General features: G+C 68.6%; 21 protein-coding genes. 4 read left to right on the forward strand and 17 right to left on the reverse strand.

Translation table 11 applies throughout. From position 1 onward, the window contains the following. Nucleotides 1-19 precede the first annotated feature (19 nt). From pruA to SACMADRAFT_RS21335, 3 genes are read right to left on the reverse strand one after another with little or no spacing between them, the layout of a single operon-like run. Nucleotides 20-1,648 (reverse strand): L-glutamate gamma-semialdehyde dehydrogenase, encoded by a 1,629-nt coding sequence (gene pruA / locus SACMADRAFT_RS21325; protein ID WP_009155921.1) that lies wholly within the window; start codon nt 1,646-1,648, stop codon nt 20-22. Between the two features lie 49 nt (nt 1,649-1,697). Beyond that, on the reverse strand, nt 1,698-2,210 hold the full coding sequence (locus SACMADRAFT_RS21330) for a DUF6912 family protein (RefSeq protein ID WP_009155922.1): 513 nt from the start codon (nt 2,208-2,210) through the stop codon (nt 1,698-1,700). Beyond that, nucleotides 2,207-3,619: a WS/DGAT/MGAT family O-acyltransferase gene (locus tag SACMADRAFT_RS21335; protein ID WP_009155923.1), complete on the reverse strand. Its 1,413-nt coding sequence runs from the start codon at nt 3,617-3,619 to the stop codon at nt 2,207-2,209. The genes SACMADRAFT_RS21330 and SACMADRAFT_RS21335 overlap by 4 nt, the downstream gene beginning before the upstream one ends. A gap of 101 nt (nt 3,620-3,720) precedes the next feature. Between SACMADRAFT_RS21335 and SACMADRAFT_RS21340 the strand changes: the two genes are divergently transcribed. Continuing rightward, entirely contained in the window at nt 3,721-4,476 is a 756-nt protein-coding gene (locus SACMADRAFT_RS21340) for a TrmH family RNA methyltransferase (RefSeq protein WP_009155924.1), read from the forward strand. Here SACMADRAFT_RS21340 and SACMADRAFT_RS21345 read toward each other — a convergent pair. From SACMADRAFT_RS21345 to SACMADRAFT_RS21365, 7 genes are all read right to left on the reverse strand, one after another. Continuing rightward, nucleotides 4,473-5,216: an ESX secretion-associated protein EspG gene (locus tag SACMADRAFT_RS21345; protein ID WP_009155925.1), complete on the reverse strand. Its 744-nt coding sequence runs from the start codon at nt 5,214-5,216 to the stop codon at nt 4,473-4,475. The genes SACMADRAFT_RS21340 and SACMADRAFT_RS21345 overlap by 4 nt on opposite strands. Beyond that, a complete protein-coding gene (locus SACMADRAFT_RS21350; RefSeq protein WP_009155926.1) occupies nt 5,213-6,460 on the reverse strand; it encodes a hypothetical protein in 1,248 nt (415 codons plus the stop codon). Before SACMADRAFT_RS21350 ends, SACMADRAFT_RS21345 begins: the two co-directional genes overlap by 4 nt. Continuing rightward, nucleotides 6,460-7,113 (reverse strand): DUF3558 domain-containing protein, encoded by a 654-nt coding sequence (locus SACMADRAFT_RS29340; protein ID WP_009155927.1) that lies wholly within the window; start codon nt 7,111-7,113, stop codon nt 6,460-6,462. The genes SACMADRAFT_RS21350 and SACMADRAFT_RS29340 overlap by 1 nt, the downstream gene beginning before the upstream one ends. A gap of 2 nt (nt 7,114-7,115) precedes the next feature. Further along, nucleotides 7,116-7,595, reverse strand: a complete 480-nt coding sequence (locus tag SACMADRAFT_RS29345; RefSeq protein WP_009155928.1) for a hypothetical protein — start codon at nt 7,593-7,595, stop codon at nt 7,116-7,118. A 124-nt stretch (nt 7,596-7,719) separates the two neighbouring features. After that, nucleotides 7,720-8,367, reverse strand: a complete 648-nt coding sequence (locus SACMADRAFT_RS29350; protein ID WP_009155930.1) for a DUF3558 domain-containing protein — start codon at nt 8,365-8,367, stop codon at nt 7,720-7,722. 2 nt (nt 8,368-8,369) lie between these two features. Beyond that, on the reverse strand, nt 8,370-8,849 hold the full coding sequence (locus tag SACMADRAFT_RS21360) for a hypothetical protein (RefSeq protein WP_009155931.1): 480 nt from the start codon (nt 8,847-8,849) through the stop codon (nt 8,370-8,372). A gap of 62 nt (nt 8,850-8,911) precedes the next feature. Beyond that, complete coding sequence (locus SACMADRAFT_RS21365) at nt 8,912-9,313, reverse strand: HAD-IA family hydrolase (protein WP_009155932.1); 402 nt, start codon at nt 9,311-9,313, stop codon at nt 8,912-8,914. Between the two features lie 134 nt (nt 9,314-9,447). On the opposite strand from SACMADRAFT_RS21365, the gene SACMADRAFT_RS21370 reads away from it, so the two are divergent. Continuing rightward, complete coding sequence (locus tag SACMADRAFT_RS21370; protein ID WP_009155933.1) at nt 9,448-9,933, forward strand: Rv3235 family protein; 486 nt, start codon at nt 9,448-9,450, stop codon at nt 9,931-9,933. A gap of 91 nt (nt 9,934-10,024) precedes the next feature. Here the strand turns inward: SACMADRAFT_RS21370 and secA are convergent, their stop codons facing one another. The 6 genes from secA to mtrA all read right to left on the reverse strand — a co-directional run bounded on the left by secA (nt 10,025) and on the right by mtrA (nt 19,052). Further along, on the reverse strand, nt 10,025-12,871 hold the full coding sequence (gene secA / locus SACMADRAFT_RS21375) for a preprotein translocase subunit SecA (RefSeq protein ID WP_009155934.1): 2,847 nt from the start codon (nt 12,869-12,871) through the stop codon (nt 10,025-10,027). A gap of 150 nt (nt 12,872-13,021) precedes the next feature. Continuing rightward, the gene (gene hpf, locus SACMADRAFT_RS21380; protein WP_009155935.1) at nt 13,022-13,714 is read right to left on the reverse strand and encodes a ribosome hibernation-promoting factor, HPF/YfiA family; all 693 of its coding nucleotides are present in this window, start codon (nt 13,712-13,714) and stop codon (nt 13,022-13,024) included. Between the two features lie 434 nt (nt 13,715-14,148). Then, nucleotides 14,149-14,826: a ComF family protein gene (locus SACMADRAFT_RS21385; protein WP_009155936.1), complete on the reverse strand. Its 678-nt coding sequence runs from the start codon at nt 14,824-14,826 to the stop codon at nt 14,149-14,151. 38 nt (nt 14,827-14,864) lie between these two features. Then, complete coding sequence (locus tag SACMADRAFT_RS21390) at nt 14,865-16,613, reverse strand: LpqB family beta-propeller domain-containing protein (RefSeq protein WP_009155937.1); 1,749 nt, start codon at nt 16,611-16,613, stop codon at nt 14,865-14,867. After that, nucleotides 16,610-18,352 carry an MtrAB system histidine kinase MtrB gene (gene mtrB / locus SACMADRAFT_RS21395; RefSeq protein WP_009155938.1) on the reverse strand — a complete coding sequence of 581 codons (1,743 nt, stop codon included), beginning with the start codon at nt 18,350-18,352 and terminating at the stop codon, nt 16,610-16,612. Before mtrB ends, SACMADRAFT_RS21390 begins: the two co-directional genes overlap by 4 nt. Before the next feature lie 22 nt (nt 18,353-18,374). Next, nucleotides 18,375-19,052 carry an MtrAB system response regulator MtrA gene (gene mtrA, locus SACMADRAFT_RS21400; RefSeq protein WP_009155939.1) on the reverse strand — a complete coding sequence of 226 codons (678 nt, stop codon included), beginning with the start codon at nt 19,050-19,052 and terminating at the stop codon, nt 18,375-18,377. A 156-nt stretch (nt 19,053-19,208) separates the two neighbouring features. Between mtrA and SACMADRAFT_RS21405 the strand changes: the two genes are divergently transcribed. Next, nucleotides 19,209-20,003, forward strand: coding sequence for an IclR family transcriptional regulator (locus tag SACMADRAFT_RS21405; RefSeq protein WP_009155940.1), 795 nt, complete (start codon nt 19,209-19,211; stop codon nt 20,001-20,003). A 28-nt stretch (nt 20,004-20,031) separates the two neighbouring features. Here the strand turns inward: SACMADRAFT_RS21405 and SACMADRAFT_RS21410 are convergent, their stop codons facing one another. Then, nucleotides 20,032-20,679, reverse strand: coding sequence for a dTMP kinase (locus SACMADRAFT_RS21410; RefSeq protein WP_009155941.1), 648 nt, complete (start codon nt 20,677-20,679; stop codon nt 20,032-20,034). A gap of 200 nt (nt 20,680-20,879) precedes the next feature. Between SACMADRAFT_RS21410 and SACMADRAFT_RS21415 the strand changes: the two genes are divergently transcribed. Further along, nucleotides 20,880-23,216: a hypothetical protein gene (locus SACMADRAFT_RS21415; protein WP_009155942.1), complete on the forward strand. Its 2,337-nt coding sequence runs from the start codon at nt 20,880-20,882 to the stop codon at nt 23,214-23,216. Nucleotides 23,217-23,229: the final 13 nt, after the last annotated feature.

A 23,229-nucleotide genomic window follows, 5' to 3' on the forward strand; every position in this document is an offset into this window, starting at 1 on the left:
GCATTCCCTTTTTTCGGGGTCATCCCATGTGGGGATAGGAAATGTCGGTGGGCGCGTCGAAGGTCTCCTTGATCGAGCGTGGGCTCACCCAGCGCAGCAGGTTGAACATCGAACCCGCCTTGTCGTTGGTGCCCGACGCACGAGAACCGCCGAACGGCTGCTGGCCCACGACCGAACCGGTTGGCTTGTCGTTGACGTAGAAGTTGCCCGCCGTGCGTCGAAGCGCACGGTGCGCCTGCTGGACGGCCGCCCGGTCGTCGGCGAACACGGCACCGGTCAGCGCGTACGGAGCGCTGGTATCCACGACGTCCAGGATTCGCTCGTAGTCCGCGTCCGGGTAGACGTGCACCGCCATGATCGGTCCGAAGTACTCCGTGGAGAACAGCGTGTGCGCCGGGTCCTGCGACACCAGCACCGTCGGCTCGACGAAGTAGCCGACCCGGTCGTCGCAGCCACCACCGACCAGGACATCCACCGCCGGGTCGGAATCGACCGACGCCAGCAACTCGCGGTGCTTGGCGAACGCGCGCGCGTTGATGACGGCGCCGCCGAACAGCGAGAAGTCGGTGATGTCGCCGTAGGTGACGCTGCGCGTGAGGTCGGCCAGTCGCTCTCGCAGCCCGTCCTCCCACAGCGAGCGCGGCAGGTACGCGCGGGAAACGGCGGAGCACTTCTGCCCCTGGTACTCGAACGCGCCGCGAACCAGCGCGGTCACGAGCTTGTCCGGGTTCGCCGAGGGATGCGCGACGACGAAATCCTTGCCGCCGGTCTCACCGACGATGCGTGGATAGCTGCCGTAGCCGTCGAGGTGATCGGTGATCGTGCGCCACAACAACTTGAACGTGGCGGTGGACCCGGTGAAGTGCAGCCCGGCGAATCCTGGATCGGGCAGCGCGACCTGGCTCACCGCCTGCCCGTCACCGGTGACCATGTTGATCACGCCGGGCGGGAGTCCGGCCTCCTCGAAAACCTGCATGGTGTAGTGGGCGGCGAGTTGCTGCGACGGCGTGGGCTTCCACACCACCGTGTTGCCCATGAGAGCCGGTGAACTCGGCAGGTTGCCCGCGATCGCGGTGAAGTTGAACGGAGTGATCGCGACTACGAAGCCGTCCAGCGGCCGGTAGTCCATCCGGTTCCAGGCGCCGGGCGCCGAGTTCGGCTGCTCGGCCAGAATCCGCCGCGCGTATGCCACGTTGAACCGCAGGAAGTCGATCAACTCGCAGGCGGCGTCGATCTCGGCCTGCTGCACCGACTTCGACTGGCCGAGCATCGTCGCCGCGTTGAGGGTGTCGCGGTAGGGTCCTGCGATCAGGTCGGCCGCACGCAGGAACACCGCCGCGCGCTCGTCGAAGGGCAGTTCGCTCCATTCGCGGGCCGCGGCCTTCGCCGCGGCCACCGCGTCGGCCACGTCCTGCGGGGTGGCCTGCGCACTCACGCCGAGCACGTGCCCGTGGTCGTGCGGCTGCACGACGTCGAACGGCTCGCCACCCGCCTGCCTGCGCCGTCCCGCGATGGTCTGGGTCAGCTCGTGCTTGTCACCCTCCAGCTCGGCCAACCTGCGCCGCAGCGACTCGCGCTCGGGGGTGCCCGGCGCGTACGAGCGAACCGGTTCGTTCACCGGCGTGGGGACCGTTGTCACAGCGTCCATGGGTTCTCGCCTCCCGTCTGTCCGCCTCGTGAGCGGGCTGCCCTCATGGTTACATGAGCTCGAGCAGGAACGGCAGTTCTCCGGGCGCGTACCAGGCGAGTTCGTGGTCCTCGACGTCGCCGAGCGTGAACTCCGCGTCCTCGTCTCCGAGGTCGGCGGCGTCCACCACGGCCGCCGCGGCCGTCACCGCCGGTTCGGCCTCCTCCGTGTCGACATGCACGGCGGCGACCTGGTCCAGCCGTAGGGGACCGGACAGTCGCACGACGGCGTGGTCGAGGTCGGGCCGAAGCGCCGGGTCGGCCACGTCGGCCGACACCACGACGCGTCGGGGCGGCTGTTTGGCGTCTTCACCGCCGTCCTCCTGCGCGGCGGCGAGCAGGCGCAGCGAAGCCCGAGCGGCGTCCATCAGCGCGACGTACTCCAACTCCTCGGTGGAGCCACTGGTGTAGGACTCGCGCAACGCGGGTGTCAGCGCGAACGCCGTCCCGTTCAGCGGCATGAACTCACCTTCGTTGACCAGCTGGCGGAGCATGCTGATCGTGGCAGGCAGGTAGACCCTCACCAGTCAGTCCCTTTCAGTTCCTCTAGCGATTCGCTGATCATCCCCGCGAGGACGTCCACGTCGGACAGCGCCTTCCTGTCCCCGTTCAATCCGAAGTAGACACTGCCGTGGTAGGAGGTGACACCGACCGCGAGCGCCTGGTCACGCGCGAGCGGCACGACCGGATAGATCTCGCTCAATCTCGCCGGGCCTGCGAACAGCGGCTGCTGCGGGCCGGGCGAGTTGGTGACGAGCACGTTGAAGAGCCTTCCGGAGAACGGACTCGCCGCACGAGCCGCGAGCGCCTGCATGGTGGCGGGCGCGAACCCGCCGACCTTCAACATCGCCCGCGCGGCCACCGAACGTTCGGAGTCCAACTGCTCGGCCATGGCGTGTGCGATGTGCTGCAACCGCAACACCGGGCTCGGTTCGCCGACCGGAAGGTCGATCAGACACGGCTCCACCCGGTTGTTCACCAGCCCGGCAGGCGAGAACTCGGCCGTGTCCGGGTCGAGCACGGCAAGCGGCACAAGTGCCCGCACCGTCGCCTCCGAGCCGAGCAGGTCGCCGCGTGAGGCGAGCCACTGCCGTAGCGCGCCGGTGAGCACAGCGAAAATGATGTCGTTCACTGCACAGCCGTGCCTGGCACGCACGGCCCGGTAGTCGTCGAGGTCGGTCCGCACTCCCGCGAAAACCCGGCCGCCACTGACGTGTGCGTTGAGCGGTCCCGACGGTGGCGGCCGCAGCACCGAGCGCAGCACCGTGGCGGCTCCTCCCACAGCGGTGAGCGTCTTCTCCGCGGCGTTGGCCAGGTCCCGCACGGCCGAGCGGGCGTTGTCCACCACCTCGCCCGGCCGCCGCACGGCCTCCTCGACCGCGTCGAGCACGAGTTGCGTGCGGTTGGGTGGGCGGCGAGCCGTCCAGCTGATGATGTCGTCGCCGGCCTCCCGCCGTGTCGGCGTGTCGTCGAGGATCAGTTGACCGAGGTCGACGGTGCCGATCCCGTCGATCATCGACTGGTGGGCCTTCGTGACGAGCGCGACCCTGCCCGCCGCGAGACCCTCCACGAAGTAGGTCTCCCACAACGGGCGTTCGCGGTCCAGCGGCCGGGCCATGAGCCGTGCCACCAGCTCGAACAACTGCCTGGCGTCACCCGGCTCCGGCAGCGCGGAGCGACGGACGTGGTAGTTGAGGTCGAAGTCGACGTCGTCGACCCACACCGGTCTGGCGAGGTGGCCGGGAACCTGCAGCACCCGCTGCCGGTAGCGAGGCAGGTAACCGAGCCGGTGCTCGATGAGCGCGAGCAGTTGCCGGTAGCCGAACCCCGACCGCGGCCGCTCGAAGATTGCCACGCTTCCGACGTGCATCGGCGTGGTAGGGGTCTCCACATACAGGAACGAGGCATCCAGCGCGGAGAGACGATCGGCCATGACGCGATCCTGACAGAAATCCGGCCGACCCGCTTTCGCCCCGCCCCGATGCGACCTCCTCACGGCTTCCGCCTCTCGGACGCTGTGCGAGACTGCCACCTGTGAGTGAGCAGGCGGTGTCCCCCAAGGACCGGTTCCTGACCGTGTACGGGCGCAAGCCCGTGCTGGAGGCGCTCACCGACCCCACCCTGGAGGTCGACAAGGTGATACTGGCCGACACCGCACGTGGACCGGCCGTCACCGAGATCGAGCGAGCCGCGAGGTCGGCTGGCGTCGAGGTGCGCCGAGCCAGCGCCCACCGGGTGAAGGTGCTCGCGGGCAACGGCAAGCAGGACCAGGGCGTGGTGGCCGACGTCGTAGCCCCCCGGATGCGCCCGCTGGGTGCGGCGCTGGCCGATCGTCCCCCGCCCTCGCCGGTACTGGTACTCGACGGCATCACGACGCCTGCCAACGTCGGCATGATCCTGCGCACCGCGACGGCCGCGGGCGTCGCGGGCATCGTCGTACCAAGGCGGGGTGTCGCCGCCCTTGACCCGCTCGTTGTGAAGGCCTCCGCCGGGGTCGCCTTCCGCGCACCGGTGCTGCGCTGCCGCACCGCGGCCGAGGCGGTAGAGCAACTCACCGAGTCCGGGTACACGGTGTACGCACTCGGCGCATCAGGCGCTCACCCGCTGTTCGAGGTCGAACTGCCGGCGCGGGTGGCATTCGTGCTCGGTGGCGAAACCGCGGGCGTCGGCGACGAGGTGGCCCCGCTGGTGGCCGACTGGGTGACGATCCCGATGCCGGGCGACGTGGAGTCGCTGAACGTCTCCGCCGCCGCGGCCGTGCTGTGTTTCGAACTGGTGCGCCGGGGCTAGCGCAGGCTGGCGCGAAGCTCTTCCAGCGCCGAGACCATGGCTCCCGGTTCGCCCGGAGCCATGTGCACCACGGCTTCCACTCCGCGGCCGCTGGTGTAGTTGAGGTACCGGCCCCAGTCGGTGTCCACATAGTGCAGTGGGTCGGTCAACCTCAGGTAGCGACCGACGTCGTCCCGTTCGGCCACGTAGAGTTCACCGCCACCGGCGACCGGCCGCCGCAACACCTTCACGATCTCGCGAATCTCGCTGGGCAATGCCCTGTCCTGCGGCCCCCGCTCACCGGCCTCCCGCAGCTGCGCCACCCGTACCGACCAGTGGGTACCGCCGCCGGGAACGAGGTCGGGCAGTTGCCTCACCAGCACCTGTGGCAGTTCGTGCCTGCTGACCGGCGCGAGGCTCACCCGGTCGTCCCGGCGCACCGCGAGCAGTCCCTGCAGGCCCCGCGAGGCCGTGAGCACGCTCCACGTGCTGTCGCCGTGGTTGAGCCAGCCGTAGTACTCCAGCGAGGCGTGGGTGAGCAGCGGCAACCAGTCGAGAAAGTCGGCGTCCACCCGGCCCCGGCCGTCGACGAGCCCGGCCTCGGCGAGGTGTTTGTCCACACGCGACCCCGCCTCGCCTCGCTCTTGCTGTGGTAGCCACATCGGCTCCGGCCGCAGTGCGAGGTGCAGTGACCCCATGCCTTCCCGTTCGACGACGCCCGCCAGAGCGGACAGCGGCAGGTCGACTCTGCCCGACCTCACTCCCCGATCACCGGCGGGGCCGTCTTGCCGAGGTCACCGATGAATGTCTCGTCCGGGTCGTTCTCCTGCAGAAACGCGGGACGCTGGTGCTCCTCGTCCTCGCCGCCCTTACCGCGGCCCGCGCCCGCGCCCATGGGCGCCATTCCGGCACCTCTGGCCGAGGCCGCGTTCCTGGCCGCGGCCGCTTCCGCGGTGGCGCCCGCCGGACCGGGCAAGGCGGCTCCCGTTCCCCGTGCGCCACCGCGCGCGACCTCTCCGGACACGCGGCCGCCCGCCGCCTCAGCGGCGCCACGGCCCCCCGGTCCGTAGAGGCGGCTGCCCGCACGCTCGCCGACGCCTCCGCCGCGAGTTCCGCCGGAGTCGCCGCCGGTGCGGTTCCCGCCCTGCCTGCCGGTACCGGGTAACGGCGCGAACGGCTGCTTCGTCTTGTCCTGCCTGGCGCGCTCGGCGCCGGACGTCCCCACGGGGTAGGGCGTGGTGGTCGCCGCCGTACCCGTAGGACTGGCCGAGTGTGCCGGACCACCGCCGGACCCGACAGCAGGCGTGGCGGCACCGGCCGAAGGCACCGATCCCGAGACCGAACCGGACATCGTGCCGCCCGGACTCACCGTGGCAGCTCCGCCGGTGCCGCGCGTGAAATCCGCACCCGCGGTCAGGTCACCGGAAACGGAACTCGGCCCGGTACTGGAGATCGAGATGGCTGCATTGCTCGGCTGCAGCACCTCGTAGTTTCGAGGAACCTCCGAGTTGGTGCTTGTCTGCGCCGCGTAGCTGGAAAAGACTTGAACGTTGTGCTGTGCGGCCCTGTTGTGCGCCTCAGCACCCGCCTGGTATGCCTCCTGCTCATCGGCGACGATGCCAGGACCGACGATCGGGATGGCGGCCTTGAGCCCGCTCGTCCACGGACTCGGCTTCTCCGGCATCGGAGGCACCGGCTCGACAGAGTTGGCCGCGTTGTGCCAGGTATCAGCTTGAGTCTTGAGCGAATTGACCGTGGCATCCATGTTGTCGGCGGAGGAAGTCAGAGCGCGTGCCAGGGGCCCTGCGCCCGCCCGTGCGCTCGCGCCCGCATCTCCTGTCCAACCCGATTCCATGGCGGACTGCAGATCCTTGATCGACTGGGCCCGGTCACCGTAGGTGTTCTGAAGTTCGACGACGACCCTGGCCAACTGCTGCAGTCCTTCGGTGCCCGCAGCGTCCCGAAAATTGTTGTAGATCTGCTCACCGTTCATGGCAGGCGGCATCAGGACCCACCTTTCAGGAGTTCGACCACCTTCGTAGCCAACGCCGTGGCGTTCTCACACGCCCTTGCGGGATCGTCTTCATGTCCCTGTGTTGCGACCGAGAATGACAGGTCATCTGCTACACCGACGATCAGGTTGCACCACCCCCTGTTCCTGCGATCCGCAAGATCAGCGAAAGCTGCTGGATAGCTTGCCACGGTGGCCGGTTCCCAGTAGGCGTACTTGTCACCGCTCTCATACAGGGCGTAATGCTGACGCAGCCCACCCTGCTCCCCTCGCTTGCGCGCTTCGGTCTGAAAGTTCAGACTCATCATTTCCAGCTGACCCGCCGCACCCCAATTGCAGCCAGGCCCGGTGAGGCTTCCCACACCAGGTATGTCTCCGCTACTCGCCTGCCCAGCACCGCCGTAGCCGAGGTTATTGACGAAGCTTCGCGGCACGAGACCGCAAGGATCATCCAGATAGGGGGAAGGATCCAGTGGCTCGCTGATGTGCGGGACCGGGAAGTTGTCGCCCTGGGTTTGGCTGCTACTTGGCATCGCACTCCCCGAACTGTCCGGGATCGCGGTCCCTGCCTCGGGTTGGGAGCAACCCGCCAGCACAATGGCAATGGCGGCTGACACCAGCACCACAACACGCCGTTGGAAGACCAAGGCTACGCACCTTTCACCGAGCGAAGCAGATCAGCACTGGCGGAATCGGCCTGCTCGATCCCGTCTCGAGCTTTGACCAGTCGCTCGAGAAAATCCTCGATGTAGGCCAGCATCGATTGGTTCGATTCCTGCAAAGCCAACAGGCCATCGACCACTTCCGTTGCATACTTGCCTGACGGTTCGTCCTCAGAAGGCGTGAACACGCTGCTAACCGCGGCATTGATGAGCTGTCGATCCTCACGGCAGCTATCTCGCACGTCTTCCCATTTGCGGATCACCGAATCGATCTGCTCTCTGTCGAAAGTCCAGGAACCGGATACAGAACCCGCCGCGGCACCAGCCATCGCCACACCAACCCCAGCAGCACCAACCACCGCACCCGCAGGCCCGAAAACCCCCTGCACCGCAGCCACCGCGCTCGAACTCCCCGCGAAGACGTCCACCGCAACGCTGCGCTCCCCACTCGGCACTCCGTCGGCCATCCGAACCTCCCCACTGACCATCAGCAACCGGCGACGACTGCCCTGGTGGACTGTGGCGATGCCTGGGTGCCCGCAGCGTCCCGAAAATTGTTGTAGATCTGCTCACCGTTCATGGCAGGCGGCATCAGGACCCACCTTTCAGGAGTTCGACCACCTTCGTAGCCAACGCCGTGGCGTTCTCACACGCCCTTGCGGGATCGTCACGATGTCCACCTGCCGCGACACCAAAAGACAGGTCATCCGCTATACCGACAAGCAGATGGCATTGCCCCTCGTCACGCAAGTCCTCGAAGTCGGCGAACGCGGCCGGATACCTCGCTATGTCAGTCGGTTCCCAGAATGCGTACAAGTTCTGCTTTTCGTACATCATGTAGGCTTGGCGCAGCCCACCCGGTTCCCCCCGCTCTCGCGGCGCGGTCTGGAAGTTGTAGCTCAACAACTCGATCTGATCGACCGTTCCCCAGTTGCAGCCTGGCCCGACCCGCATACCCGAAACCTTTCCTGTGGTCTTCTCACCCGGACCTTGGTAGCCGAGGTCATTGACGAAGCTTCGCGGCACGAGACCGCAAGGGTCATCCAGATAGGGGGAAGGATCCAGTGGCTCGCTGATGTGCGGAATCGGCGAATCATCACCCTGGGTTTGGCTGCTGCTTACCTGCTCGCTTTGGCTGCTGTCGGTAATCGCCGTTCCTGCCTCGGGTCGGGAGCAACCCGCCAGCACAATGGCAATGGCGGCTGACACCAGCACCACAACACGCCGTTGGAAGACCAAGGCTACGCACCTTTCACCGAGCGAAGCGGATCAGCACTGACGGAATCGGCCTGCTCGATCCCGTCTCGAGCTTTGACCAGTCGCTCGAGAAAATCCTGAATGTAGACAACCATCGATTCGTTAGATTCCAGCAAGGAAGCCAAGCTTTCTCTCACCTGTCGGGTATATCCGGAACTGGGTTCGTCATCCGAGGGAGAAAGGACAAGGTCGCGCAACGTATACAGCGACCGCCGGTCACGTTGGCAATCGTCCCTCAGGTCTTCCCATTTGCGGATCACCGAATCGATCTGCTCTCTGTCGAAAGTCCAGGAACCGGATACAGAACCCGCCGCGGCACCAGCCATCGCCACACCAACCCCAGCAGCACCAACCACCGCACCCGCAGGCCCGAAAACCCCCTGCACCGCAGCCACCGCGCTCGAACTCCCCGCGAAGACGTCCACCGCATCGCTGCGCTCCCCACTCGGCACTCCGTCGGCCATCCGAACCTCCCCACTGACCGTCAGCAACCGGTACACGAGCGTAGCCGACGGCCGCCAGCGCGTCAGGCGATTCCAGGCACAACACCGGCGAAGAGCACGGCCAACTCGGCCAACGTCTGTTCCACCGACACGTGCCGTACACCGGCCATACCTGCGGTGACCGCGCCCGCGACGTTGCCCGCCGAATCGTCCACGAACGCGCATTCCCCCGGGGTCAGGCCCAACCGCCTCGCGACGAGCCGATACACCTCGACGTCGGGCTTGGCCAGGCCGACCTCACCGGAGAACACCATCACGTCGAACCACGGTGCGAGCCGGTCGCGTACCGGCCGGCCGCCGTCGGCGTTCGACAGCAGCGCCGTGCGCATCCCGTGGCCACGGGCGAGGTCAAGTGCGGCAAGCAGGCGGGCGCCCTCGGCGTCGGTGAGGACACCCGCGTAGTCGACGACGATCCCCTTCAGCACGCTCTCACCCTACGAACGACACCGACCGTGTTCACCTGTCCGGGCGGTTTCTGAGTCAAAACGGGGCCCTTCTTGCTCCTTATCCATGGGCGGTCAGGGGGGCCGTCCGGTGAGAACTCTGGAGGGAACTGCGAATGCGGACAAACTCGGCGAGAAGCGGACTGCTTCCGCTCACCCCGTACGAACCGGTCGACCGAGGCGGCCCCGCGCCCGGCCCTGTGGTGCCGGAGGGGCAGCTCACGCTCGACGAGTTGCTGGAGGAGGCGCGGCAGCGGGACGCCGACGGCGAGCCACTACCGGAACTCGGCCGGCGTGCGATTCACGGCGTACTGGCCGCACTACTTGAGGTCCACACGGGGCGAAGGCCGCTGGCCCAACTCGCGGGATGGCTCGCGCCCGCGCTGTTCCATGCGCTTCGTGTCCGCACCCGCGCCAGCGCGACCCGCTACGCGTTGCGACACATACACATCTGCCGCCCGTCGGAGCACACCGTGGAAGTGTGCGGGACCGCCTACGCCTACGGCCGGGCATCCGCCGTGGCGGCCCGGTTCGAGCACGGTGAACAGGGATGGCGCTGCACCACCTTCACTGTGCTGGCCACGCGCAGGCCGATGAGGTGAACTCCGTGCGGGCGGAAGCCCCGCGGCGGTGCACACAGCAAGGCGGCCGCGGGCGCCACCGGCACCCGCGGCCGCCTTCGGAACAGCTCCGCTAACGCCGGGCGCCCTTCTTGTTCTTCTTCGCCTGCTGCCGGGCGGCGGCACGGCGTTCCCGCCGGGTACCACCCGCGGCCGTCCCTCCGGTTGCCTCGTCGCCGCCGTCGCCGGTGCCACGGGACTGCACGCCGCCGCCCTCGGACGGCCCTGAGAAGGTCAGGGCCTGAGGTGCGGCCCCGCCGCCGTCCAGGCCCTTGCCCCGAAGCGCGGCGGGAACCGGTTCCGGCTGTGGCTGCGGCGGCACCTGCCTGGCGTGGCGCCCGCCGGAGGTGGCGGCACGCTGGCCGTCACCACCCGCGGTAGCCGGTACCGCGGCAGCGGAAGGCTGTGGTTGTGGAGTCGGTTCGGTCTGCTCGACCTGCAGGTTGAACAGGAAGCCGACCGCCTCTTCCTTCAGCGACTCCAACATCGCGTTGAACATGTCGAAGCCCTCGCGCTGGTACTCCACGAGCGGGTCGCGCTGGGCCATCGCGCGCAGGCCGATGCCTTCCTTCAGGTAGTCCATCTCGTAGAGGTGCTCGCGCCACTTGCGGTCGAGCACCGAAAGCACGACCCGCCGTTCGAGTTCGCGCATCGCGCCCTCGCCGACCTTGGCGTCGATCTCGGCCTCGCGATTGGCGTAGGCCTTCGCGGCGTCTTCGAGCAGGATCTCCCGCAGCCGGTCGGCGTCGACGTCGTCGTCCTCTTCCTCGACGATCTCCTCCCAGGTGACACCCACCGGGTAGAGCGTCTTCAGTGCCGTCCACAGCTTCTCGTGGTCCCAGTCCTCGGCGTAGCCCTCCGAGGTGGCGCCGTCGACGTAGGCGGACACGACGTCGCGAAGCATGTGCTCGACCTGGTCGCGCAGGTCCTCACCCTCGAGTACCCTGCGGCGCTCGCCGTAGATGACCTTGCGCTGCAGGTTGAGCACCTCGTCGTACTTCAGGACGTTCTTGCGGATCTCCATGTTCTGCTGCTCGACCTGCGTCTGAGCGCTCTTGATCGCCCTGCTGACGATCTTGTGCTCGATCGGCACGTCATCGGGCAGCCGCATGGTGGTCATGACTCGTTCCACCATCGCCGCGTTGAACCGGCGCATCAGGTCGTCGCCCAGAGAGAGGTAGAAGCGGGACTCGCCCGGGTCGCCCTGACGGCCGGACCGGCCACGCAACTGGTTGTCGATGCGCCGTGACTCGTGGCGTTCCGTGCCGAGCACGTAGAGACCGCCCGCGGCGATGACCTCCTCGGCCTCGGCCTCCGATTCGGCCGTGACCTCCTCCAGCACCTTCGACCAGGCGGCCTCGTACTCCTCGGAGTTCTCCACCGGGTCGAGGCCGCGCTCGCGCAGCACCTCGTCGGCGATGATGTCGGGGTTGCCGCCGAGCACGATGTCGGTACCGCGGCCCGCCATGTTGGTGGCGACCGTGACAGCACCCTTGCGACCGGCCTTGGCGATGATCAGCGCCTCACGGTGGTGCTGCTTGGCGTTGAGCACCTCGTGCGGGACGCCTCGCTTGACGAGCAGTTTGGACAGGTACTCCGACTTCTCGACGCTGGTGGTGCCGACGAGTACCGGCTGGCCGCGCTCGTTCTTCTCCGCGATGTCGTCGGCCACGGCCTCGAACTTGGACTGTTCCGTCTTGTAGATCAGGTCGGGCTGGTCGGCCCGGACCATCGGCCGGTTCGTCGGGATCGGCACCACACCGAGCTTGTACGTCTGGTGGAACTCCGCCGCCTCCGTCTCGGCGGTACCGGTCATGCCCGCGAGCTTGTCGTAGAGCCGGAAGTAGTTCTGCAGAGTGATCGTGGCGAGAGTCTGGTTCTCGGCCTTGATCTCCACACCTTCCTTGGCCTCGATCGCCTGGTGCATACCTTCGTTGAACCGGCGACCGGCCAGGATGCGGCCGGTGAACTCGTCGACGATGAGCACCTCGCCGTTTCGGACGATGTACTCCTTGTCGCGGTTATAGAGCTCCTTGGCCTTCAGCGCGTTGTTGAGGAAGCCGACCAGCGGGGTGTTGGCCGCCTCGTAGAGGTTGTCGATGCCCAGTTGGTCCTCGACGAACTCGACGCCCTGCTCGGTGACACCGACGGCACGCTTGCGCTCGTCGACCTCGTAGTGGACGTCCTTCTTCATCAGCGGCGCCATGCGCGCGAACTCGGTGTACCAGCGCGACGACTGGTCGGCGGGCCCGGAGATGATCAGCGGTGTGCGTGCCTCGTCGATGAGGATCGAGTCGACCTCGTCGACGATCGCGAAGTTGTGGCCGCGCTGCACGCAGTCGTCGAGGCTCCACGCCATGTTGTCGCGTAGATAGTCGAAACCGAACTCGTTGTTGGTCCCGTAGGTGACGTCCGCCTGGTACGCCTCACGCCGCGCGGACGGCGGCAGCTCCGACAGGATGGCGCCCACCTCGAGACCCAGGAAGCGGTGGATACGGCCCATCCACTCGGAGTCACGTTTGGCGAGGTAGTCGTTGGTGGTGACGACGTGGACGCCCTTGCCGGAGATGGCGTTGAGGTAGACGGCCAACACACTGGTGAGCGTCTTGCCCTCGCCGGTCTTCATCTCGGCGACCTGGCCGAGATGCAGCGCGGCACCGCCCATCAGCTGTACGTCGAACGGCCGCTGTCCGAGCACCCGTTTGGCCGCTTCACGCGCTACGGCGAACGCCTCGGGGAGCAGGTCGTCGAGTGACTCTCCTTCGGAGTGGCGCTTGCGGAACTCGTCGGTCTTGGCCTGGAGTTCAGCGTCGGAGAGGTCCTTGACGTCGTCCTCGAGGGTGTTGATGTGGTCGGCGATGCGGCGCAGCCGCTTGACCATCTTGCCCTCGCCCGCACGGAGCAGGCGGTTCAGAAGCATCGAGTCGACCTCACTAGCTGTGTCCGGTGGTCGTCGCGGGCCCGGAGGACACCGGGCAGCACCTCCATCGTAGGGAACGCGCAGGCCCGCGTGCACACGGCGGCCCGCACGCGAGTGCGTGCGGGCCGCCACGAGCTCACCGCCTGCTGGTCACGCCAGGCGGATCACGCCGTAGTCGAAGCCCTTCCTGCGGTACACGACACTCGGCTTGCCGGTCTGGGAGTCGTTGAAGAGGTAGAAGTCGTGTCCGACCAGCTCCATCTCGTACAGAGCCTGGTCGATCGTCATCGGTTCGGCCGAGTGTTCCTTCTCGCGGACGATGCGGCCGGGCTCGTGTGCGGTCACACCGTCGTCCCAGCGCTGTTCCGGCAGTTCGAAGGGGTCGGCTGTTGTCGCCTGTTCGGTGGCGATCGGCGCCGGGGGCGCCTCGAGCACGGCCGTGGCGGACGCGGGTGCCCGCCCACCCGGTGTGGAGCCGGAAGAAGGGCCCTCCGCCGCCGAGGTCGCCTCGGCCACCGACTCGGGAGCGCGGCGGCCGTAGTGAATCTTGCGCCGGTCGTGCATGCGGCGCATCCGGTTCTCCAGCTTGTTGATCGCGGAGTCGAGTGCCGCGTAGAAGTCGCCCGCGCACGCCTCGGCGCGAACGGCAGGGCCCTTGCCCTTGCCCGTGATCTCGACGCGCTGGCAGCTCTTGGCCTGCCTGCGGTTGGGCTCGTGGAACAGCTCCACGTCGTAGCGGATGACCTTCTTGTCGTAGCGCTCGAGCCGCGCCAGCTTTTCGCTGACGTGCACCCGATAGTGATCGGGCACCTCCACGTTGCGACCCTTGATGACGATGTCCATACACGACCTCCCTCGCTTACGTGCGTGCGAGTTGCCTATTGCGACCACAAACGCCGGGGCGGAGGACGGGACGCGACGCGACGTCTCGCGGGCGTCCTGCGGACTCAGCGTTCCTCCGGCGCCAGGGACATGGGGTGTCACCTCCCTTGCCTGCGGGAACCGCTGTTAGCGCAGCACGTTAGCCCGCTCACAGCGGATGCAACAGCCCCCGGTGCGGGGGACGCGAAACCGTCGAAAGTCGTTACGAAACGCAGCCGGTGACGGGTGTTCTCCCACTTCCTCCAGCCCATTCGGAGCAGCGCGCTCGGCGGGCTCTCATTCCCGCGGCGCACCGGCCCCCTGCTTCGATGTCCGAGGGTGACGGTGGGCTGCGTCATATCCGGTCAACGCACGACCCCCCGGCAGCGGTTCCCCGCCACTCGAACGAGTGAGATTCAGGCTCCGGTGAGGGTGAGCGCGGCCGAGACCGCGATTCCCGCCGCACCGAGAACCCTCGTGCAGGCCGCCACGGTGGCGCCCGTGGTCACCACGTCGTCGAGCAGGACGACCGGCGTGCCGGGCGGCGGCAGCCCGGCGGGTCGCGGGCGCACGTTGCCCGCCAGGTTCGCGACCCGCTTCTCCCGGCCCAACCCGACCGCGTCCCGCGTGCCCGGCGCGAGTACCAGCGCGGGCGCGACCGCCGAGGCGGCACCGCGTGCCGCGAGCGCCTCCGCGCAGTGCCTTGCCACCCGCAGCATGTGCTGGCCGCCCCTTGCCCGCGAAGCCGAACGCCGCGACGGCGCGGGAACCAGCCACCACACGCCGTCCCGATCGGGACGGGCACGCGGCAGTTGGGGTAGCGCGTGCGCGAGCGCACGCCCGAACACGGGGGCCAGGCTCCGCGTGCCACGCTCCTTGTAGGCGAGTACCAGTCGCCTCGCCTCGCCGTCGTAGCGCGCCAGAGCGTGTGTCCCGCTGCCGTGCCTGAACAGCTGCTGACCGTCCAGCGAGCGGGCACACGCCGGGCAACACGGGCCGTCGGGCGAGCCGCAGCCGGCACACCGCTGCGGCAGCAGCAGCTCGAGCACCGCGTTGACGCAGGCGGTGGTGACCGATCGGGTTGTCGCACTCACACCACGTAAGCCTGCCGGAGGGTACCGACAAAACCGGCTCAGCCCGGATAGAACGGTTCCGCGGCGGGCAGCGTCTGCGGATGCGGGCGCCAGCCCGCGCCGACGTCGTTGGCGGTCCACAGCCCGCTGGCGTCGGCCACCACGATCGGCCGACCCGGCGCGGCGGTGATCGCCCGCATCGGCGGCGTGAGGTTGGAGCTGTTGAACTGGTCCAGCCGCAGGCCGTCCACCGGCACCCTGGCGACGGGAATCCGCTCCGACGAACTCGCCACGATCAGCGTGTCCTGGCTGATCCAGTCGACGTCGACCACGCTGTCGAGTTGGTCGCCCTTCAGAATCCGGGGAGCGCGCAGCGACACCGAGGTTCCGTCGGGCGCGCGCACCACGGAGGCCACGACCAGCTGACCGCCCACGATCATCGCCACCCTGGTTCCGTCCCTGGAAAGGCGCAGCCCCGTGATCGCACCGACGGCGGTGAGTTCGGAGGCGTTCACCCGTTGCGGAATCCATTGCCCGTTCGGTGCTCGCTGCACCCGCACCACGTGCTCGCCGTCGACGACCGTCCACAGTTCCCCGGATTTGCCGCCGTTGGTCGTCGGCGGCAGCCAGGTGGGGCGTGTCATGTTCTTCGCGGGGTAGTCCACCACCTGTCCAGCGGTGCCGTAGTCCCCCACTCGCAGCCGCACCCCGTCGCGCGTGTTCTCCACGATCGCCAGTTGCTGGCCGTTGATCGCCTGCGCCGCGCTGCGGACATCGACGGCCCCAGCGCCGACCGGCCCGTCGATGGGGGCACCTGAGCCGAGCGAACGCACGAGTCCGCCGACCGTCATCAGGCCGGGCAATTCCGAGTTCGGGGACGAAACCGCCTCGTAGGCCGGTAGGTCGCTGGGTCGCCACTCACTCTGCCCCGGCACCAGTGCCGTGCCGTCGGCCAGCAGCCTGATCCTGCTCGTGGTCACGTGCTGCAGCGAGCGCACCATCTGAGCGGCCATCAGCTTCTTGTCCTGTTGGCTCTGCTCCGCGACCCCGGAAAGTGGCACCACCAGCGCCCCGTCGTTGGTCCCGGTCACGTTGCTTTCCAGTGCCGCAGAGTCCAGCGGATTGCGCACCGCACCGGTCAACGCGTTCGAAGGCCCTGCGAGCAACAGGTCCACAACCCGTGCGGGCAGGCCCGACTGCGGCCTCGCGACGACGTAGCGCAGGTCGGGCACGAGCGCGGTGGAGTCGGGTCCGAAGAAGTACACCGGTACCCGAAAGTAGGCCTCACCGAAGTCGGTCTCGGTGATCATGATGCTGTCCGGCGGATCGACGATGCGCCACTGGCCGTCCCGTTGCAGCTTCACCCGCACCGGTTCGGACACCGGTTCGTCGGAGGGGATGAAGGAACTGTCCTGGCTCAGCCTGCCGACCTGCGCTCCCCGAAGCGTCACCAAACGCTCGGTCTCGTTCTGCGGTTGTTCCTCGTCCGGCGCGTACACCGTGCCGAACTCGTCGTGGATGACGGTCACGGTCTGATCGGGCTGCCAGTTCTTGCGGCCGGCCTGGCTCAGGTAGGCGCGCGAGGCCGCGTGGTCGTTGGTGGGCTGCACGCTGGCGCGCACGAACTCGCGCACGACCGAGAGCGGATCGAGGCCGGACGCGGGTTCGGGGATCTCCTGGGTCTGCGGTGCGACCCGTTCCTGCGGCACCGCTTTCGGCTGGGTCTCGGTCGGAACCGCCGCGCAGCCCGCCATGGTGAGCGCGGCCGCGAATGCGGCGAGCACGGCACGGTAGCGGCGGCGGATCATCGAACCTCCTCGTGCTCGGGCGCGCCCACCGGCGTGGCCTGCTGGGGCCCGTCGGGGGCGCCCGCGCCGTGGTCGACGGGCGAGGTGGGCTCGGCACGCTCCCGCATGCCGTCGTGCGGCGGTGTGGACGGCGGGTCAGGCGGTAGCCCGATCGGGCTCTGCTCGACCGGCTCGCCGACGCGGCGTGGCAGCGTGAGCCGGAAACACGAGCCGTCGCCTGGCTCGCCCCACGCTTCCAGCCAACCGCCGTGCAACCTAGCGTCCTCCTGGCTGATCGCGAGGCCGAGGCCGGTGCCGCCGGTGCGCCGGTTGCGGGAGGGGTCGGCGCGCCAGAACCGGTTGAACACCAGCTCCGCCTCTCCCGGCCGCAGACCCACCCCGTAGTCGCGGACGGCGAAGGCCACCGCGTGTTCGTCCGCGGCCAGCAGCAGGCGCACGGGCCTGCCCTCGCTGTGGTCGATCGCGTTGGCCAGCAGGTTGCGCAGGATGCGCTCGACCCGGCGCGCGTCGACCTCGGCGTTCACCGGCTCCGGCGGCGGCTCGAACTCGATGGCGCTGCCCGCCGTGCCCGCGATGACACTCACCTGTTCCACGGCCCGTTCGGCGATGGGGCGCACGTCGATGTGCTCGGCGGAAAGCTCCTCCACGCCCGCGTCGAGCTTGCTGATCTCCAGCAGGTCCCGAAGCAGGGTCTCGAACCGGTCGAGTTCGTCGACCAGCAACTCGGTGGATCTGGCCAGCCCCGCGGGGAACTGTTCGCGGGAGGCGTGCAGCACATCGGCGGCCATCCGGACCGTGGTCAGCGGGGTGCGCAGCTCGTGGGAGACATCGGAGGTGAACCGGCGCTGCAACTGGCCGAACTCCTCCAGCTGGCGGATCTGGTCCTGAATGCTCGCCGCCATCTCGTTGTAGGAGGTCGCCAGCTTGGCCAGGTCGTCCTCCCCGACGACGTCGAGCCTTCGGTCGAGGTCGCCACCCGCGAACGTCTCAGCCGCCTCGGCCGCCCTGCGCACCGGCCGCACCACCTGCCTGGTGACGATGTTGGTGATGGCCGCGAGCAGCAACAACAGCACAAGACCGCCGACCAGCAGCGTGTTCTGCACGGTGGTCACAGTGTTCTGCTCGGTGGTCAGCGGGAACAGCAGGTAGAGCTGGATCGGCCTGGTCGCGGTCGTGACCGGCTCGCCCACCATGAAGTACGTGACGCCGGAGACGGTGTGGATCTGCGTGGTGCGCTGGTTGTTCTCCACGAAGTTGCGCATCCCGGCGGGCACCTTCTCGTAGGGGCCCGCGTGGATGGCGTTCTCCGAGGACACGTCCGGGTCGCCCGCAGCCAGCACCGGCTCGAAGGCGCCCGCGGCGGAGTTCTGGGCGTCCTGCGTCGCCACCGAACTGCTGGTGATCTTCTTGAGCGCGTTGCTCAGCCGGTTGCGCAAGGCGTCGTCCTGGCCCGCGTCACCGACGAGTTCGCTCTCGGCGGTGTACACGACGACGCGAAGCTGCGCCATCGCGGCGCGTTCCTTGTTGTCGAGCAGCCGGTCGGTGATCTGGTTCTGCAGGACCATGCCGAGCACGAACACCACCGCTGACGACAACGCCAGCGTGGACACGGTGACGCGGAACTGTAGCGATCGCTTCCACAGTTCCCCGACCGCGTGTGCTCTGCTTCGACCGTAGCCCGCGACACGGCCGGCCAACTCCACAGCCGACCGGCCGAGCCGGGCCAGCCGATGTCTCATCTGGTCCGTTGCCTCAATCTCCTCACGGTGGCCCCGCCTTGTAACCCACCCCGCGGACGGTCAGCACGACCTCGGGGTGCTCGGGGTCCCGCTCCACCTTCGAGCGCAGTCGCTGCACGTGCACGTTCACCAGTCGCGTGTCCGCCGCGTGCCGGTAACCCCACACCTGCTCCAGCAGCACCTCGCGGGTGAACACCTGGCGCGGCTTGCGGGCCAGCGCGACGAGCAGGTCGAACTCCAGCGGCGTCAGCGGGATCGGTTTGCCGTCCCTGATCACCTCGTGTCCAGGGACATCGATGGTCAGGTCACCGATGGTAAGCGTTTCGGCGGGCTCGGATTCCGTGCGCCGCATCCTCGCGCGCACGCGAGCGACGAGTTCCTTGGGCTTGAACGGCTTGACCACGTAGTCGTCGGCACCGGACTCCAGTCCGAGCACGATATCAACGGTGTCGCTCTTGGCCGTGAGCATGACGATCGGCACACCGGACTCGGCGCGGATCGCCTTGCACACGTCGATGCCGTTCATGCCGGGCAGCATGAGGTCGAGCAGCACAAGGTCGGGTTTCAGCTCACGTAGTGCAGGCAGCGCCCGGGAACCGTCGGCGACCACGGCTGTGTCGAACCCCTCGCCACGGAGCACGATGGTGAGCATCTCAGCCAGAGCGGGGTCGTCGTCGACGACCAGCACACGTGCCTTCATACCGCACATATTCGCACTACCGCGGTCGTAACCGTGCACGACCCGTCATTTCGGTTCGGTACCGAGCGGGTGGGACCAGCGACAACGCCGCCGCCCACCGCCGCAAGCCCGATCATTGTGACCGGCGCTCTTGCCATCGGACGTTAGTGTTGCGCTGTGCGGAACTCCGATGCAGCGAAGGCAGCCAAGAGCGCCGCAAGCCCGGTCCAGTCCGTCGACCGCGCCATCACGGTGCTGGAACTGCTCGCCCAGGCGGGAGAGGCGGGTATCACCGAGATCGCCGCCCAACTCGGCGTGCACAAGTCCACCGCGTCGAGACTGGTGGGCGCTCTGGAGATGAGAGGGCTGGTCGAGCAACTCGGCGACAGGGGCAAGTACGCGATCGGCTTCGGGATCGTGCGGCTCGCCGGTGCGGCGACCGGTCGGATGGACCTGGCCAAGCTCGGCAACCAGACCTGCCAGTCACTGGCGGAGCGGCTCGGCGAGACGGTCAACATCGCGGTCGCCGACGGAGGGGTCGCCATCAACATCAGCCAGGCCTTCGGCTCGGCGGCGGTCACGGCACAGAACTGGACGGGCAGACGCACGCCGCTGCACGCCACCTCGAGCGGCAAGGTGTTACTGGCCTACATGGCCGAGGACGCCAGGCAAGAGCTGCTCGGTACGGGCCTGGAGCGGTACACGCCTCGCACCACGACGACGCCGCAGGTGCTCAACACCGAACTGCGGCACATCGTCGAGCGCGGCTACGCGGCCTGTTTCGAGGAGTTCGAGCTCGGCATGCACGCGGTGGCCGTGCCCATCTACGGCGGTGACGGCGAGGTGATCGCCGCCATGAGCGCGTCGGGGCCCGCGTACCGGCTGTCGAGAGAGCGCATCCAGCAACTGGTGCGGCCCATGTCGGAGGCGGCCGCCGAACTGTCCGGCCAGCTCGGGCACTTCCCGAGGTAGCACTTCCCGAGGTGAGCCTGCCGCCCGGTCACGGCGAGGCAAGCAGGTCGGCCACGAGCGCGTCCACCTCGACCCGCGCGGTCCCGTCTACGACGTGCCACGGCGCCAGCCAGCCCGCTTCCGCCAGCCGGTCGTACAGCCGGGCACAGCGCGCCTGCAATCCGTCGTCGGACTCGAAGGCGTCCTGCGGCCGTGCGGTATCGGCCGCGGCGCGGTGCCGCGCCCGCTCGCGGGCCACGGCGGGCGCCACCCTGAGCAGCAGATGCGTGTCCGGCACCGGCAGACCGAAGCGGTCGATCTCCAGCGCGCGGACCCAGGAGACCACCTGGCCGTCGATGTCCTGGTGCAGCCTTGCCGCCTGGTATGCGGCATTGGAGGCGACGTAGCGGTCGAGCAGCACCACGTCGTGCGTGGCCAACGCGGCCCGGATGCCCGGTGCGGCATCCCTGCGGTCCAGTGCGTACAGCAGCGCCATGCCGTATACCGAGCCACCCAGGTCCCCGTGCTCGCCGTGCAACGCTTCCCGTACCAGGTCGGCGTGCACGCTCTCGCCGTAACGGGGAAACGCCATGGTGGACACGCTGCTGCCCCGGTCGTGCAGTGCTTTTGTCAACGCCTCGGTGAGGGTGCGCTTACCCGCTCCGTCGAGGCCCTCGATCACAACCAACCGGCCCATCGGCCCAGCCTAGGACTCGCTCATCGCCGTCCCCTCTCGGCCGCGAGGTAACGCTATCGGGGGGCATTGTCACTCGATTCTTCGGACTCGCTGTGTCGCCGACCCTGTGCGGTGCACCCCGGCCGATTACGGTTGGTCCTCGCTCGTCGCCTGCCTGCGGTAACGAGGACCAACACCCCGAATTCGACGAGGAGCCGCCTGTGCCTATCCCCGGTCCCGACACCCGCGTGGTCGAACTGCGAGTTCCCGGGCTGATCGGCACGAGTGGCGAGTCACTGCTCGATTCGGCGGGCACCGTGGACGTCGCCGGTGACGGCGTCGGCAGGGTGATCCGCCCCTCCGACCGGCTGCGCCGACCCGCACCCGGCCCTGTGGTGCAGGCGCTCGACCGTTCGGTTCCTCGCACGCTGGAGGGCTACCTGTGGAGCGCGATGACCTCTGGCGGCGCAGCGAAGGCGACGTGGGCACTGCTGTTCCCGTTCTCGCTGGCCAACGTCGCGCACTGGATGCTGCCACCGGAGCCGCCGGGAAGGGCGGCGCCCGCAATGCTTGGTGCGGTGTGCCGGGGCTTGCTCCGGATCGCGGCGCTGCTGCTGACGATGCTGCTCATCAGTCAACTCGCCGTGGTCACGCTCGACCTGATCGCTGTGCAGTGCCTGCGGCCGGCCTCGCCGTGCCTGCCGTACGCGCCGCAGTGGCTTCGCCACACCGACTGGGCTCGCACCGCCGTGGGAGTGTTGCCGTTGCTGCTTGTGATCGGGGTGCTGTACCGGATCTCGTCGGTGAACTGGTCGCTGTCCAGTGGTGCGGCCGACGCCGAGCGGGCCAGGGTCACCGGCCCCGACCTACCGGGTGACCAACTCGTCGACACCGGCGACACGCCGATGCTGCGCTGCCTGCACACCGTGGCCGCGCTGGCCTGTGTGGCGCTGTTGCTGCTCGGCGGCCCGCTGCGGGCACCGCACGGCACACCGCAGGTGATCTCGTGGGCGCTCGCGGTGACACTGCTCGGGTTCGCGGCGGGTGCGGTGGCGTTGCGCGCCCGCCGACTGCTCGTTCCGATGCTGCGCGGGGTGTTGCTGGTCGCCGCGACCGGCCTGGTGGTGGCTGTCGCGCTGCTGCGGACCCCGTTGCCGCCCGCGCTGGCTGGCAGCAACGGCATGGTGGAGGCCATCGGTGCCGCGCTGCTCGTGGTGTGCGCGCTGTTCGCGTTGCTGCTCGTGCCTGCCGCGCTGCTGGCGAGGCAGGCGTGGTCGGCGTTGCCGAAGCGGTTGCGTCCGTGGGCGGGCGGCTGGGCGGCGGCGCCCGCACTGGCACTGGCGGGCCTGCTCGGCGGTGGGTTCGGAGCCGGACTCGCCATCGCGGCTCGCGGACTGATCGGTGATGCCGGACTTCGCCTGCCTGCCGGATACACGCTCATCACCCTGCTGTGGGGTGGCGTGCTGGTGTTCGCGGCGCTGCTCGCGCTGTTCAGCGTCGCCGTGGCGATTCCGCTGCGCAGGGCGGGCCGTGGTGTTCCTGAGGTGATCCGGCTGATGGGCACGAAGCAGGCGGACGAGAAGCGGGCGGCCGACGCGTGGGCCCGCGCCAGTTGGGAACGCAAGTACCTGCACCGGCTGGTACTCGCCGTGGTGGTGGCGATGGGGATCGGCGCGGCAGCGCTGGTAGCGGTGCGGTTGGGTTTCGGCTCGATCCCGGGGTGGCTGGCACCGCTTTCGGCCGTCGGGGTGGCGGCGCTGGGGTTGCTGGCCGCCGGGCTGCTGCGGGCGGTGTACACCGCCGCGACGGGCGCGCAGCGGAGTAGGCACCTCGGTGCCTTCGCCGATCTCGTCTGCTTCTGGCCGAGAGCGGCACATCCGGCCGTGCCGCCGTGTTACGCGGTCAAGGTCGTGCCCGAGGTGGCGCAGCGGGCACGCGAACACCTGAAGGAGCCGGGCAGCCGGGTGGTACTCGCCGGGTATCACCTCGGCGGGCTGCTCGCTGTCGCCGCGGCGGGAAGGCTCGCCGCGGACCTGCCCGAACACGACCGCGACCGGATCGGGGTGTTGACGGCGGGCGCACCGCTGCAATGGGGGTACCAGCGGGCGTTTCCCGCCGTCTTCTCGCATGCCTCGCTGGCGCGGCTGTACGGGATGCTCGGTGGCAGGTGGCGCGGGCTGTGCCGGGGTACCGACACCTTCGGCGGCGGCGCGACGACGTGGCGGCACCAGGTCGCGGGCGGGAAGCTGCTCGGCGTCGGGTACCTGCGCGACGGGGGTGTCGGCGCGCTGGAGCCCGCGGTGCGGGGGCCGGGTGGCGTGCTGGTGCTGGGCGGTGACCACTGGTTGCCGGACCCGATGCTGGAGCCGCGAAGCGGACGCAGGTGGCTCGCGGGTGTTCGTCGCCACGCCGACTACGTGGCCGACCCGGAGTGGGATCGCGCCGTTGTGCTGGCGGCCGGGCTCGACCGGCGCGGCGGCGACGGCGTCGAGCGGCCTGCCGAGCGAATCCCCGAAGGTGGCGATCCGCTCGGCAGGCCGAACTCGGCAGAAGGTTGACTCCTCTCTGCGA

Source organism: Saccharomonospora marina XMU15 (assembly GCF_000244955.1).
GTDB lineage: Bacteria > Actinomycetota > Actinomycetes > Mycobacteriales > Pseudonocardiaceae > Saccharomonospora_A > Saccharomonospora_A marina.

Bases quoted from the DNA above. Each gene is read 5' to 3' on its own strand.
- pruA (WP_009155921.1), bottom strand. From the start codon at position 1,648: ATGGACGCTGTGACAACGGTCCCCACGCCGGTGAACGAACCGGTTCGC.
- SACMADRAFT_RS21335 (WP_009155923.1), bottom strand. From the start codon at position 3,619: ATGGCCGATCGTCTCTCCGCGCTGGATGCCTCGTTCCTGTATGTGGAG.
- SACMADRAFT_RS21350 (WP_009155926.1), bottom strand. From the start codon at position 6,460: ATGCCGCCTGCCATGAACGGTGAGCAGATCTACAACAATTTTCGGGAC.
- SACMADRAFT_RS29345 (WP_009155928.1), bottom strand. From the start codon at position 7,595: ATGGCCGACGGAGTGCCGAGTGGGGAGCGCAGCGTTGCGGTGGACGTC.
- SACMADRAFT_RS21360 (WP_009155931.1), bottom strand. From the start codon at position 8,849: ATGGCCGACGGAGTGCCGAGTGGGGAGCGCAGCGATGCGGTGGACGTC.
- SACMADRAFT_RS21370 (WP_009155933.1), top strand. From the start codon at position 9,448: ATGCGGACAAACTCGGCGAGAAGCGGACTGCTTCCGCTCACCCCGTAC.
- secA (WP_009155934.1), bottom strand. From the start codon at position 12,871: ATGCTTCTGAACCGCCTGCTCCGTGCGGGCGAGGGCAAGATGGTCAAG.
- hpf (WP_009155935.1), bottom strand. From the start codon at position 13,714: ATGGACATCGTCATCAAGGGTCGCAACGTGGAGGTGCCCGATCACTAT.
- SACMADRAFT_RS21390 (WP_009155937.1), bottom strand. From the start codon at position 16,613: ATGATCCGCCGCCGCTACCGTGCCGTGCTCGCCGCATTCGCGGCCGCG.
- mtrB (WP_009155938.1), bottom strand. From the start codon at position 18,352: ATGAGACATCGGCTGGCCCGGCTCGGCCGGTCGGCTGTGGAGTTGGCC.
- mtrA (WP_009155939.1), bottom strand. From the start codon at position 19,052: ATGAAGGCACGTGTGCTGGTCGTCGACGACGACCCCGCTCTGGCTGAG.
- SACMADRAFT_RS21410 (WP_009155941.1), bottom strand. From the start codon at position 20,679: ATGGGCCGGTTGGTTGTGATCGAGGGCCTCGACGGAGCGGGTAAGCGC.